The following is a 13072-nucleotide window of genomic DNA, read 5'->3' on the forward strand; positions in this document are numbered from 1 at the left end:
CACTTACCCCGGCCAGCTTTCGGGTCAGGAAATGCGTTGCACCCATCCATTGTTTAAGCGTCCCGAAGGGATGTTCCACCGTCCGTTTACGGATTCGCATCATCTCCGGCGCATTGCGCAGCCTGTCCTGCATTTCTTCCAATACGGCTTCATGCTCCCAGCGTCGAACCCGTCGTTCCGTGCTCGGTGTGCACTGCGACTTCAGCGCACAGCCCTGGCATTTGGAACTCCAGTAACGGTGCAGCTTCATGCCTTTTTCAACGTAGGAATAGTGCCAGATCAGTGCTTCGCCAGCCGGGCATATGTATTCGTTTTTTGCCGAGTCATAGATGAAGGCATCGTTATTGAAACGCCCGTCGGCCTTGGCTCCAGAGGTCATTGGCTTGGGCACATAGGCGGTGATGTTGGCATCGTGACAAGCCAGGATTTGTTCGCTTTTGAAGTAACCTCGGTCAGCCACTACCGACAGCGTTTCCGATGCCATCGCCTCGCGGGCCTGCTTGGCCATCGAGCTGAGTTGATCGCGGTCGGAACCGACGTTAGTCACCTCATGTGCAACGATCAAATGGTGCTGAGTATCGACTGCCGTCTGCACGTTGTAACCGACGATTCCGGTGCCGCGCGTCATCATGGAACGGGCGTCTGGATCGGTCAGAGAGACCTGTTTATCCGGTGATTCGTTGAGCTGGATTTCAATCGCTTGAAGCTCCTTCATTTGCGTCTTCAGCTTGGCGATTTTCTCTTCCAGTCGCACGGCGTTGGTCTCGGCGGAATTGGGTTCGTGCCGATCGGCAGTATCGAGCGCGGCCAGGTAACGGTTGATGCTCGACTCAATGTCCTCCATTCGCCGTTTCAGTTTCGCGCTGGTGAAATTGCGGTCGCGATTGTTGACCGCCTTGAATTTGCTGCCGTCGATGGCGACCAGATTTTCTCCGAACAGCCCCAACTGCTGGCAGAGCACGACGAACTGACGGCAGACGCCTCGGATCGCCTTGCTATTGTCTTTTCGGAAGTTGGCGATGGTCTTGAAATCAGGTGTCAAACGCCCGGTCAGCCACATCAACTCGACATTACGTTGAGCTTCTCGCTCCAGACGTCGGCTCGACTGAATGCGGTTGAGATAGCCGTAGATGTAGATCTTCAACAGGACTGCGGGGTGGTAAGCGGGACGGCCTGTGTCAGCCGGAATAGCACCGTCGAAACCCAAGGAAACCAGGTTGAGTTCATCGACAAAGACGTCGACTACGCGCACCGGATTGGTATCGCTGACGTAGTCGTCGAGGCTTTCGGGAAGTAAGGTGCCTTGGCCTCGATGTTCACCTTGGATAAAGCGCTTCATGGGCGATCCCTGCGATGAATTCCTCAGAAATCATAGCAAGGGTTCACGAATGCGTTTTTACACACTCTCGGCCAGAAGCGGGCACTGGGGATCTACAAACGCAGGGGCAACTCAGCCAAGCCTGATGCCCCGGCGCCTCTCTCGGCAGAGACACTGTGCCCAAGCTTATTTGACCAGTAATACCGGAACTGAAACCTCATGCACCACGCGGCTGGCCACCGAACCCAATAGTAGGTTTGAGAGGTTACTCATCCCACGGGTGCCCATTACCACGGTGTCGCAGCCCAACGCCTTCACCGCCTTGGCCACCTCTTTCACGACCTCCCCCGTCGACTCGTGTATCCGGTGATGGACGTTCGCGGCCTGGAGGATCTCCGCCGCCTCGTTGTTGACGTCTGCTGAGTGCTGTAGAGCTGAGGTGTTCATCTGCTCCACCATCTCGCGAGTAATATAATCACCATACAAAACGGGCGCTGACTGGACATTGAGCACATGCACCTCAAGGTCTGGATACACCCGGGAGAATTCAACCAGATACTGCAGGGCCCGCTTTACGTTTCCAGAGCCATCGAAAGGAACCAATACTTTTTGCATTTAGACACCTCATCGCACTTCAAACTCGTGACACGGATTCAGAGTAAAGACAGCGATACTCTGGTGGTCAAGTCAGTGCAATTACCAGCTGCCAGGCATAAAAAACCCAGACTAGGCGTTAACTTGGTTGGGCGTGTCTACCACGCCCACCGGTATCGCTATACCGGTTGGAGGGCTGGCCTGCAAACAGTCGCGGTTGGTATGAACCTGAGGCACTCACGAATAATCCTCATTACGCAAAAATAGTTAGTGGCGGTCTACTGCCAGGTGATGTCGGGCGCGGGCTGGACGACAAACCTGCCGCTCACCAAGTCCGCTGCTGGCCGGATTACTGCCCTTGGTGACAGACAGATATTGGCCGATAGCAACCTGTGCCACCGGATATATTAGGACTTCTTTTTTCGAGGAGGGCGAAACTGACGCGCAGAATTACTTAGCAACGCACGACCTGACAGGCACGACTGGAGACCCTGTATTACTCGCCACGTTTCAGAGCTGTGCGAACGCTTTCCGGTCTACAAAGCCTGATCATCCACCAGCGTTAGCTGCGGAATTAAGTACGTCGCTGGAGTGTTTTTGATCTGTTAAAGGTTGGCATCGGTCCTTCCAACTCGCACGCTGTCGGGCACGATGCGTGCAGCCGTGCGCTTCTCCGAGGGGCTGAGGAACCAAGGCTTGCAGGAGCAAGTGGAGAGTGTGCGGGCAGAACTGTACGGTTCTCTCGGCACCACAGGAAAAGGACACGGAAGCGACAAAGCAGTACCGCTTTGGCTGGAAGGGGAATATCCCGATACGGTCGATACCACGGCAGTTGAGGCAAGGTTAGCAGTGATTCGTGGTTCTGGAATCCTAAAGCTTTTGGGGGAGAAGCCCATTCGCATTGTCGAAAAAGAGTACTTGGCGATGATCCGTAAACCTCTGCCCTATAACCCAAACGGCATGATCATGTGTGCCTTCGACTGAGCGGGGTTACAGATAAGCAGTCTTGAATATTACTCGGTGGGCGACGGGTTTGTGGTGGATGAAGACGCTATGGGACTTGACCGTATCTGGGCCATCGCTAGCGTGGATAGTCAACGCTAGCGATGGACGACACAGCAACCGCAGGCATGCCGTGCTCTTATGTGGTCTCAGTGTAAAATTTGTGCAAGAAAGGCCGTGGCCCGAGTGCTTTTCGGGGCGCTGAAGAAGTCCTGAGGCGGTGCGTCCTCAATGATCTGGCCGCCGTCGAGAAACAACACGCGCTCGGCCACTTGGCGGGCAAAGCCCATCTCGTGGGTCACGCAGAGCATGGTCATACCGCTGCCGGCCAGGTTAACCATTACATCCAACACTTCGCTTACCATCTCCGGGTCGAGCGCCGAGGTGGGTTCGTCGAACAGCATGATTTTGGGTTCCATGCACAACGCCCGGGCGATGGCCACGCGCTGTTGCTGCCCCCCCGAGAGTTGGCTGGGGTACTTGCTGGCCTGGGTGGCGATACCGACTTTTTGCAGGAAGTGCTGGGCCAGTTCCTCGGCCTTCTTACGGCTCAGGCCACGCACCGAAATCGGGGCCAGGGTGCAGTTATCGAGCACGCTCATGTGCGGGAACRGATTGAAATGCTGGAACACCATACCTATTTCACTGCGGACCTTAGCGGCCTCACGATTGGTCTGGGCCAGGTCGGTGCCGTTGACCAGAATGCGGCCTTTTTCGGCGACTTCCAAGCGGTTGATGCAGCGGATCAGCGTCGATTTTCCGGAGCCGGAAGGCCCACAGAGCACGATGCGCTCGCCTTCGCGCACTTTCAGATCGATGTTGTGCAGCACATGGAAGGCGCCATAGAACTTATTCAGCCCGGCGATATCAACCACCACCTTACGGGTGTCCGGGCTTGCGGCGAGCGGAGTGTCTACAAGGGCAGAGAGGGCATGCATGGTCTTGTCTCCGGCAATCAGTGAAAGCGCTCGGCGCTGTACGGGGCAGGGTTGGTAAAGGGGGTGGCACCGGTCATTAACTCGGCCAGAAGACGGCCGCAGACCGGGCCGAGGGTCAGGCCATGGTGGGCATGCCCGAAGTTGAACCATAAACCTTTGTGTCGTGGCGCCGGGCCGATCACCGGGCACATGTCCGGCAAGCATGGACGGCGTCCCAGCCAAGGCTCGGCATCCAAGCGTTCGCCCAGCGGGTAGAAGGCGCGTGCCAGCTCTTCGCAGCGACGTAGCTGGATTTCGTTGACCGGGTCGTGGCTGTCGGCGAACTCGATCCCGGTGGTCAGGCGAATGCCGCCGACCATCGGTGCCAGGACATAACCGCCCACCGGGTCAAGCAGCGGTTGTTGCAAGTGCGTGCCAGGCAGGGCGGCATAGTGCATGTGATAACCGCGCTTGATCGCCAATGGAATGTCATACCCCAGTGGCTCGAAAATGCCCCGGGCTTGGGGGCCGAGGGCGACCACGGCTTCGTCTGCAATCACCAGGCCTTGTTCGCTCTGCACTTCCCATTTACCCACGCGCTGGCGCAAGGAGAGGGCGTCACCAAGGACGAACACGCCGCCGCGTTTGACGAACAGTTCGGCATAACCGCGTGTCAGGCCACCGGGGTCGCTAACGGTCTTGGGGTCCAGCCAGTGAATGCCGCCGACCACGCAGCTGTGCAAGCCCGGTTGACGGGCATGCATCTGGTCGCGGTCGAGCACTTCGTAATTCAGGCCATAGTCCATGAGCGCAGCAGCGTCGCTTTGGGCCTTGGCAAACGCCGGTGGAGAATTGTAGGCCTCGACCCAGCCACTGGCCTGGATCAAGTGATCCATGCCGGCCGGTGCAGAGAGCAGGTCGTGCTCGCTGACGCAGTGCTCCACCAACGGCAGCATGGCCCGGGTTGCGGCGGCCAAGCCCTTGGTCCCGGAGTGCCGCCAGTACTGCAGCAGCCACGGACTGGCCTTGGGCAGGTGCTTCAGGCTGTAGCGCACGTCCGACTGCTGGTTGCCGGCGTAGCGCAACAGGCTCGACAGTTGGCGCGGGAACGCGTAGGGAATTACGCTGGCGCGCTCGATCAGCCCGGCATTGCCGTGGCTGGTGCCGTTACCCGGCTGCTGGCGGTCGATGAGCACAACCTTACGACCACGGGCCTGTAAATGGAGTGCGGTACTGACACCGACAATCCCTGCGCCCAGAACGATGGTTTCGCAATGCATGGTATATCCCTGATACAGGGGCGCCCACGGCAGCCCGAGAAAATTTGGTTTACTGCAGGTGACGGCCGAGGCGGCCCTCGATCGCTTTCAGGCTGCGCCGCACGACCTCCACAATCAGCAGGTAGAGCACGGCGGCCCAGAGGTAGATTTGGAAGTCGAAGCTGCGCGAGAAGGCCAGCTTGGTCACCCCCATCAAGTCGTAGATGGTCACCAGCGAGGCAATGGCGCTGGCCTTGATCATCAGAATCAGTTCATTGCCCAGCGGGCCAATGGCGACCAGCAGGGATTGCGGCAGGATGACTTTGCGAAAGGTGGTCCAGCGCGACAGACTGAGGGCTTTCGAGGCTTCGCGCTGGCCTTGGGTCACAGCCAGGATGCTGCCGCGCAAAATCTCGGCCTGATAGGCCGCAGTGTTCAGGGTGAAGGCCAGCAGCGTGCAGAACCATGCGTCACGGAAGAACCACCACATACCCACGTCCTGCCAGAAACCTTTAAACGAACCCAGGCCGTAATAGAGCATGAACAGCTGCGCCAGCAGCGGCGAACCACGGAAGAAATACACGTAGACGCCGGTAAAACGACTGATAAAGCGGTTACTCGACAACCGGCCCAGGGCGATCAGCAGACCGAGCAGGGCACCGAGCGTGAAGGAAATGGCTACCAGCTTGGCAGTCACCAACAAGCCTTCGATGAAGCGGGGACCGTATCGCTCCAACAAGTCCGGGTTGAGGAACAGATTCTGCAATTCATCGAAGCTCATGGGCGAACGCTCCGTTGATGGCGGCTGAAATACTGCTCCAAGAACTGGAACAGGCGGCCGGATATGGCCGAGAAAAACAGGTAGCCAAAGCAGGCCACGGTGTAGAACAGCATAGGTTCCTTGGTGACGCTCACCGCCAGGTTGGTCTGGCGCATCAGGTCGACGAGGGAGATAGTCGACACCAGCGACGTGTCCTTGAGCAGCGACAACCAGTTATTCGACAGACCAGGCAAAGCGATGCGTACCAATTGCGGCAGTACCACCTTGGTAAAGGTTGTGCGTCGGGACAGGCCAAGGGCGGCGGCGGCTTCGAACTGGCCCTTGGGCACTGTTTTGAAGGCGCCCAGCCAGATCTGGCTGGAAAATGCGGCGAACACCAGACTGAAGGCGATCATTGCGGCAACGAAGGGATTGATCGCGACTTCGGCCTCGTAGCCCATCGTGCCCAACAGTTTCTGCGCACCGATCTGGCAGCCGTAATAGATTATCAGCAGGGTCAGCAACTCTGGCAGTCCGCGGAACACGGTGGCAAACACCGTGCTCATGGAGCGCAACCAGCGACGTCGGGAACGGGCGGCCAAGGCCACGCCCAGACCCAGCGGCAGGCCAATCGGCAGGCAGCTCAGGGCCAGGACAATGGTCACCAGAGCGCCAGCCAGCAAGGCTGAACCCCAGCCGCCACTGGCGAAGGATAGCAATGACAGGTTTTCGAACATGCTCGAACCCTCTCGGTCAATTACGCTCGCACGCCCTCACCGCACCCGTGTGCGGGTACGCTGCAACATGTCGGCAAGGAACGACCCTCAGGCGCGCCTGAGGGCCAGGGGGTCAATAGATATCGAAGGCGAAGTAGCGACTGGAGATCTTCTTATAGGTGCCGTCGGCAATGATCTCATCCAGCGCCTTGTTGAAGCGTTCGCGCAGGACATCGTCACCCTTGCGCACTGCGATCGAGGCATCGGCGGTGGTGCCGTTGACGTCGCCAATGATCTTGCAGCAGTCCTTGCCAGCGCTGTCGACCCAGGCCAGCAGCGGGAATTTGTCGGCAATCACCCCGTCGATCCGGCCAGTCGCCAAGTCGCTGTTGGCTTCATCGAGGGTAGGGTAGAGCTTCACGTCGGCGCCGGCTGGGCCGTAATGATCTTCGGCATAGATGGCCTGGGTCGAGGATGACTGGGCACCGACTGTGCGACCCTTGAAATTGGTCTGGGCGTCGGTGATGTTCGAATCCTTGGGTACCGCCACGGACAGGGGGGTGCGGTAGTAATGCCGGGTGAAATCGATTTTCTGCTTTCGCTCATCGGTGGCGATCATCGAAGCCACGACCGCATCGTATTTCTTCGCCATTAGCGCCGGGATAATCCCTTCCCAGTCCTGGGCAACGATGCTGCACTGCACGTTCATCCGTTCGCACAGCGCGTTGGCGATATCCACATCGAAACCGTGCAGCTTGTTTTCCGAGTCAACGTAGTTGAACGGCGGGTAAGCGCCTTCGGTAGCAATCTTCAGTACTTCAGCCTGCGCGCTGGTAGCCCCGAACAGGACCATTGCGCATGCACCGGCAAAGCGAATGACGTGTTTCATCTAGCACCTCGTTTTATTGTTTTGAGTGTGGTGACGATGTGTATCCAACGAACTCGTTGTGTAAGGCCGCGATGGCTTCAAGACGCTTTTCGACCTCCGGACCCAGCTGTTTGCAGACGTCGTTGACCAGCAGATGGACCAGCGACAGCATCGCCGCTGTTGATTCCCAAAACAGATTGAATTCGGTGGGCACGCGGAACACCTCATCAGCGTTCTGTTCGGCCCAGTCGCAAAAGGTGTCAGTGATCAGCGTCACAGGGATTCCGGCATCACGGGCCTTGCGGCACAGGGTCAGGGCGTGGCGGGAATAGCGGCGGGCTTCGAACACCACCAGCGCACTTTCTTCGGGGGCACTGAGCAATACGTCGGCGTAATGACCGGCGGCACCGTCGACCCAGTGTGTGTCATCGCGCAGGTATTGCAGCAGATGAACCATGGACGCCGCGATGCCACGCTCTGTCTGGAACCCGGCGACGAACACCTTGCGTCGGGTGGCGAGTCGCTGGCTGACGCTGTGCCAGGTCGGGGTGAGACTGTATTCGTAAACCTTGACCAAGGCCGCCACTTCCAACTCGAAGCTGCGCGGCAGGCCTTGCGGACCCTGACTGGCCTGATGGCGAAACTCCTGCAAGCGATCGCCCACCAGCCAGGGGCCTTCGCCTAGGTCGATCTTGAGATCGTTTTTCAGGTCTTTGAAGTGGCTATATCCGATGGATCGACAGAAGCGCCCGACACTGGATTCACTGACGTTCAATTTCGCGGCAATATCAGCGGCGGTCTGGAAGGGCAGTTCATAGAGGTTGGCCAGCATATAGTTAGCAATCACCCGGCCAGAGGCGGCGGCGGTTGAAAGACTGCTTTCAAGGCGTTGTTTGATGGGCTGGCTCAATGCTGCTTCCTGTTATTTTTCAGCGCTTACGTAAGAAAATGCGTGTTTTCTGTCATTAAGTCAATATGTGGCAGATAACTGTCACAGGTCGTGGGTCCCTACAGGGCCACTGGCCGCATGCTCATTGTCATCTCGAAGATCTGCCGCGCTCGGAACAAAAGCTAGCGTGTCGGTATCACGCATCTGGTTTTCAGCCTTACGGACTGAATCGAATTTTCTATCGTGTTGGTTATGAATGTCCTGTCCTGGTGTTGGACATTTTCGCTTCTCTGTTGAAGCGCTGCCGAAATCAGCGACCTCAATTTTCGCCGCATCCTCTGTTCCTTGCTGACAACTCCTACATTTTTCCATTGGTACATTTGCTAGCGTAAGCGTCTTCACATTCGCGTTTGCTCAGTGACGGCGGTGAGCCGTCTTGGCTAAAAAGGAAGGGTTGGAAGGTGATGGATTACTCGTTCCCGTTGAAGGTTGTTGATCAAGAGATAATTGAATCGTTGCGCGATCGGATGGATGACGCAGGATGCAGTTTCGAGTTTGTAGTCGTCGCACCTGATAGTGATTTTGTGATTGATGAGTCAGTGCATCGGCGAGTCTTAGGTGAGCTATATGGGCAGATTATGGCGGGCCAGCTTGAGTGGCATCGTAGGCTTGTGCAGACACTGCCGGATGCCGATTACCCGCTACCGACCATGACGTGGAATCTGGAAAAGGCCACAGCCACTCTTCTAACTCAAGCGCAGGTTCGTAATCTGACACTGTCCGAGGGGTATGAGTCAGGGGAGCTGGCGCTCTATGGCCATTTTTGTGAGTCGCCGAATTCATCGACGCTTGATAAGGAAAACGAGGGGGTTAAACAGCTTTTTCGCGATTGGCTAGAAGTGCTCGGACTTGAGGATCGAGACGATGTCGTTGGACTTTGATCAGGTGCGTAAATTTCAGCGCAGTCGAGTTAAGGGAGTAATACCAATATTGAAACCCCAGAATAATCAGGGCTCTAACGTATAAGTACGGCAGAGGCGATGTTCGCCATTATTAATCAAGGCCCATAGAGACTCATTTTATTTTATCACAACTCTGCCATGTTTCAGGCGCCAAATATTTTACTCGTCAGAATGGACTGAAAAGCGATTGGTCTTAGCACGATTGATTCATACGTTCTATTACAAACTCAGCCATAAATAACAAAGTGTCCAGCGCTACTAGTCGCTGAGGAGGGCTACAGGTCGACAAAAGACTGACAAAAAAACAATCGAATTCTCCCTGTTAAGCCGGTGATACATCATGATCAAGATCATGACCTGCATTGTAATAGGAGTAGTAATTGCAGGATGCAACGGCATTGTAAAACCCGACTTGTCGGGGGCGACTGATAATTCATACTTTATAGTCTTCTCAGGCTTTCCATTGCCGTATCTATATATGGCCTCAGCCGTGCAATGGAACGAGGACTACGCCGTCACCACCCGCCACACCCCGTTCATCCCTAACGTGAAACACAGTTGCAGCACAGGCTGCGACCTCGTCTTCATCCAGCACAAGGCCAGCGGCCGCTACCTGTCATGGCGCGCACCGCGTGTGGGTGAAAACATAACTGCCGTGGGGGCGAGCCCGCTCCTTACGACCGTCACCGGGAAAGGCAAGGTGTATCCACCGCCTTTCATCAATACCGATGAAGACAGCGGTGATCGCTATGCCATCCATGATGCCCCGACGATCAAGGGGATGTCGGGCGGGCCAGTCATCGCCAGTGACGGCTGTATTGTCGGTATCAATATGGGTTTTTACTCCACCACACTGCACGATGTGAGCTTTCACCCCGGCGTAAAGGGAGCTGAGAGGATCAGCATCTTTGTCCCTTACTCGATCATTCAGCGTGAGTGGGAGCTGTTGCAGAAAAAGCTTAACGATCCGCGCGGCACGAAATAAATCGAGATGTAGGATGGATTGTGAAGCGATCTCTCGCACTGCAAGCTGATCCGTTCCGGAGTGCAGTTCGATACGCCCCCAGTCGGGTTGCTTGGTTGAATGCGATAGAGGTGGCATGTAAAGCCTGAGAACGTTCTCGTATCTACCTACCGAGCAAGCCTCGCGCTCACCCAGGCATCGGCGATTTTGCGCAGTATGCGAGCCGCATATCGCCGGCCTTAACGCCTGAAGTAGTGCACCTTGACGGTCATTCAACGCACCTAAACCATCTGATTGGGTAGCAATCACGAAGGTAAATCCGAATGCGTTTTGGTTGCAACAAACTGCTCATCGGATTTTTAAGGTACTTACTTGATCTGGTGGCTAGTAGCCGCTATTCCTTAAGTTACTGACATGTGGGCACTACAGGGAAAAAACATGATGCCGAGATTCGTTGTTGTCCCCTCGATTCCAAAGGAAACCGGATCAACACGCAGTGGGGCGCGTTTCTACTGCACGACGGCGCCTATAGATTTCGACATCTACGATAATGAAGGTAAGTGCAGGCTAAAAATCTGCTATCCGACACGAATTGAGGCCAATGCAGAATGCGAACGGCTGAATTCGGAAATTCTTGAAAGCGCGCTTGCTGAATACTCATGAGTTAACTAATCATGATCTTCGACAGCCAGAGCAGTAACGGCACCGTCAGCGTGAAGACTTTTCATGCTGTGCTAAAGCATCCACTTCATCAGGATATGAGAGGCGATCCAAGGTGAAGCCTCGGCTATGCACCAAGCAATTGTTAGAGTGACAGACAAGTAAGCTGCAAAAAACTTGATCACTGCACGGGTTTCCATCGCCCTCATCCCCTTGATGCGATTCGTTACCGTTGGACGCAATTCAACGCTCGCGGTTCAATACCGGTCATCGCGGGAATTCGGGGCGTGGCGGATTCCATGCTCAACCCGGCAAATGGCATCCGCTAAAGCGTCGCGAATTTCGAGGGCTACCTGCATGGAGCTCAAGCGGGTAGGGGATAGGGAGTCCGAAAACAAAAAGCCCGCGCATGGCGGGCTTTCTGTATGGGGTCAAATCCTTTTGTTTGCTCAATCTGCGCTCCGTTGTGTGAGCGTTTCGTGAAAACCAAGTAGCAGGAACGAAAAAGCCCGGCGCAGTGGCCGGGCTCTTTATACACGTAGCCAAATCCCTTTGGCTGACTGCATTGTGTCGGGTGGATGTGACGACGGTGTGACAGGGTCGGAAACTGGGCAATTCGACCGTCTGCGCGGAATGAATCGACGTTGCCAGGTACCTCTTCCGTAGGCGCTGATCAATCTGTGTCAAAACCAGCTGCGATCATCCTCCAACTCTTCGCGGCACTGCTTGAGCTGCGAATCGAAGTTCTTTGATTGCTGCTCAACTTTGCGTGCCACCTGCATCAACCATGGCTTGCTGCGATAGGTGCCACGACGAAAGCCGCCTCGCCCTTCATGGTAAGCCAGGTACTGGTTGTAGGCGTCCGCTTTGGATATTCCAAGCTGGCTGTGGGTGCCGGTTGTATACCAGCCGATAAACATGATCGCGTCATCATAGTTGTCACGCGAACCGCCATTGCCGGTCATCTCCTTGTACTCACCCCAGACAGGGTCCAAGGCTTGCGCATAACCATAGGCAGAGCTGACTCGCCCCCAGGGAATTACCCCAAGCACGTAGTCGCGGGGAGGTAATGCATCGGAGACGAAACTGCTCTCTTGCTTCATGATCGCCATCGCAACGTGTTGAGGCGTACCCCATTCTTTCTGCATTTCTAGCGAGTCTTCGTACCAGTCTGGGTACTCACGATAGATACTGCACAGATTATTCTGATCCTTTGGCGGCGCCGTCGTGCAGCCGGTCAAGATCGCAACCACTAGAAACAGTGCTAAAACTCGCCCTTGTTTCATCCATAGCCCTCAAAAAAAGGGTGCTAGTAGCCCTCCGCTCTCAGCACAGAATCTGTGTAAAGCCCAGCGAGGATGATGGTCTCAGGGGGGGGCGTTGAGCGACTCCCATGGCCGCTCAATGCAAGTTGGCTTTAAAAGAGAATAAAAGCAGAAGCCGTTGTTTGATTCAGGTCGATGTTGCCGACCTCCAGTACTTCATATTCAGCGCGGATACCAATGTTGCGAAATACATCAAATTCAACGCCGGCACCGTAGGTCAGATCCACTCCAGTGTCGTCATCGCTGGCATTGCCGTCAGCATCCCAGGCATGAGCACCGACACTGCCGTAAAGGCGTACTCGGTCTCCCAGCGGAAAGCCGACATGGGCGCTGGCCTGGACAGACTTGCCATCGAAATCAAGATTCTTGTCCTCGAATTGGCCGAGATCAACGAAGGCGCCCTCGAAGGCCAGATAGCCGTTGAGACGATAGCCGGCAAAAACCTTATAGCTGGAGTCTTCATCGCTCAGATGGGATTTGTCGGTTTCAATGTTGCTTACGCCAGCTCCAAGATACAAACCTCTGTCATCCGCGAGTGCCTGGAAAGACAGCAACGAAAGCAGTGAAACGAAGCCAAGGTTTCGGAATAGCATGTGAGGTGGAGTCCTTCTACAGGTTGTCGATTGTGAGGTGTTGGCTGAGAATTTGAGTGATCGCGAAGACTGATAGAAGTCATTGATTGATATTTTTGAGTAACTTCAATCAAGGCGGTTGCAGGAGCTGAGTGCAACACGGTTAGGCCACAAAGTCGGGAAAGGTGGGATCGACAATGTCTTGAACGGAAAGATTGACTGTGATGTAGAAATCCTTGCACGCCCATAGATAGGTGCAGTAATCC

12 protein-coding genes and 1 pseudogene are annotated in these 13072 nt (G+C 55.6%); 3 read left to right on the forward strand and 10 right to left on the reverse strand.

Features of this window, described 5'->3' with window-relative positions:
- Together AC1DSG_RS19520 and AC1DSG_RS19525 are read right to left on the reverse strand one after the other, a co-directional pair.
- The coding region (locus AC1DSG_RS19520) for an IS1182 family transposase (RefSeq protein WP_477792359.1) at positions 1-1339 on the reverse strand (1339 nt) is incomplete at its 3' end.
- 165 nt (positions 1340-1504) lie between these two features.
- Positions 1505-1933 carry a universal stress protein gene (locus AC1DSG_RS19525; protein WP_477792360.1) on the reverse strand — a complete coding sequence of 143 codons (429 nt, stop codon included), beginning with the start codon at positions 1931-1933 and terminating at the stop codon, positions 1505-1507.
- A gap of 581 nt (positions 1934-2514) precedes the next feature.
- Here AC1DSG_RS19525 and AC1DSG_RS19530 point away from each other — a divergent pair.
- A pseudogene (locus AC1DSG_RS19530) lies at positions 2515-2983 on the forward strand (serine dehydratase beta chain); the annotation flags it as partial.
- A gap of 80 nt (positions 2984-3063) precedes the next feature.
- Here the strand turns inward: AC1DSG_RS19530 and AC1DSG_RS19535 are convergent.
- The 6 genes from AC1DSG_RS19535 to AC1DSG_RS19560 all read right to left on the reverse strand — a co-directional run bounded on the left by AC1DSG_RS19535 (position 3064) and on the right by AC1DSG_RS19560 (position 8344).
- Complete coding sequence (locus AC1DSG_RS19535; protein ID WP_477792361.1) at positions 3064-3852, reverse strand: amino acid ABC transporter ATP-binding protein; 789 nt, start codon at positions 3850-3852, stop codon at positions 3064-3066.
- A gap of 17 nt (positions 3853-3869) precedes the next feature.
- A complete protein-coding gene (locus AC1DSG_RS19540) occupies positions 3870-5111 on the reverse strand; it encodes an NAD(P)/FAD-dependent oxidoreductase (protein WP_477792362.1) in 1242 nt (413 codons plus the stop codon).
- A gap of 49 nt (positions 5112-5160) precedes the next feature.
- Entirely contained in the window at positions 5161-5871 is a 711-nt protein-coding gene (locus AC1DSG_RS19545; RefSeq protein WP_477792363.1) for an ABC transporter permease, read from the reverse strand.
- Entirely contained in the window at positions 5868-6587 is a 720-nt protein-coding gene (locus tag AC1DSG_RS19550) for an ABC transporter permease (protein ID WP_477792364.1), read from the reverse strand. The genes AC1DSG_RS19545 and AC1DSG_RS19550 overlap by 4 nt, the downstream gene beginning before the upstream one ends.
- A 112-nt stretch (positions 6588-6699) precedes the next feature.
- Positions 6700-7455, reverse strand: coding sequence for a transporter substrate-binding domain-containing protein (locus AC1DSG_RS19555; protein WP_477792365.1), 756 nt, complete (start codon positions 7453-7455; stop codon positions 6700-6702).
- Positions 7456-7468: 13 nt separating this feature from the next.
- On the reverse strand, positions 7469-8344 hold the full coding sequence (locus tag AC1DSG_RS19560) for a MurR/RpiR family transcriptional regulator (protein ID WP_477792366.1): 876 nt from the start codon (positions 8342-8344) through the stop codon (positions 7469-7471).
- Positions 8345-8787: 443 nt separating this feature from the next.
- On the opposite strand from AC1DSG_RS19560, the gene AC1DSG_RS19565 reads away from it, so the two are divergent.
- Positions 8788-9264 carry a hypothetical protein gene (locus tag AC1DSG_RS19565; RefSeq protein ID WP_477792367.1) on the forward strand — a complete coding sequence of 159 codons (477 nt, stop codon included), beginning with the start codon at positions 8788-8790 and terminating at the stop codon, positions 9262-9264.
- A gap of 418 nt (positions 9265-9682) precedes the next feature.
- On the forward strand, positions 9683-10270 hold the full coding sequence (locus AC1DSG_RS19570) for a trypsin-like peptidase domain-containing protein (RefSeq protein WP_477792370.1): 588 nt from the start codon (positions 9683-9685) through the stop codon (positions 10268-10270).
- Between the two features lie 1322 nt (positions 10271-11592).
- On the opposite strand, the gene AC1DSG_RS19575 is transcribed toward AC1DSG_RS19570, so the two are convergent.
- Positions 11593-12195: a transglycosylase SLT domain-containing protein gene (locus AC1DSG_RS19575; RefSeq protein ID WP_477792368.1), complete on the reverse strand. Its 603-nt coding sequence runs from the start codon at positions 12193-12195 to the stop codon at positions 11593-11595.
- Between the two features lie 131 nt (positions 12196-12326).
- A complete protein-coding gene (locus AC1DSG_RS19580) occupies positions 12327-12827 on the reverse strand; it encodes an outer membrane beta-barrel protein (protein WP_477792369.1) in 501 nt (166 codons plus the stop codon).
- Between the last annotated feature and the right edge of the window lie 245 nt (positions 12828-13072).

The organism is Pseudomonas sp. P5_A12 (assembly GCF_056400685.1).

Excerpts from the sequence above, each read along its gene's own strand:
- AC1DSG_RS19525 (WP_477792360.1), bottom strand. The coding sequence starts at position 1,933 with ATGCAAAAAGTATTGGTTCCTTTCGATGGCTCTGGAAACGTAAAGCGG.
- AC1DSG_RS19540 (WP_477792362.1), bottom strand. The coding sequence starts at position 5,111 with ATGCATTGCGAAACCATCGTTCTGGGCGCAGGGATTGTCGGTGTCAGT.
- AC1DSG_RS19545 (WP_477792363.1), bottom strand. The coding sequence starts at position 5,871 with ATGAGCTTCGATGAATTGCAGAATCTGTTCCTCAACCCGGACTTGTTG.
- AC1DSG_RS19550 (WP_477792364.1), bottom strand. The coding sequence starts at position 6,587 with ATGTTCGAAAACCTGTCATTGCTATCCTTCGCCAGTGGCGGCTGGGGT.
- AC1DSG_RS19555 (WP_477792365.1), bottom strand. The coding sequence starts at position 7,455 with ATGAAACACGTCATTCGCTTTGCCGGTGCATGCGCAATGGTCCTGTTC.
- AC1DSG_RS19565 (WP_477792367.1), top strand. The coding sequence starts at position 8,788 with ATGGATTACTCGTTCCCGTTGAAGGTTGTTGATCAAGAGATAATTGAA.
- AC1DSG_RS19575 (WP_477792368.1), bottom strand. The coding sequence starts at position 12,195 with ATGAAACAAGGGCGAGTTTTAGCACTGTTTCTAGTGGTTGCGATCTTG.
- AC1DSG_RS19580 (WP_477792369.1), bottom strand. The coding sequence starts at position 12,827 with ATGCTATTCCGAAACCTTGGCTTCGTTTCACTGCTTTCGTTGCTGTCT.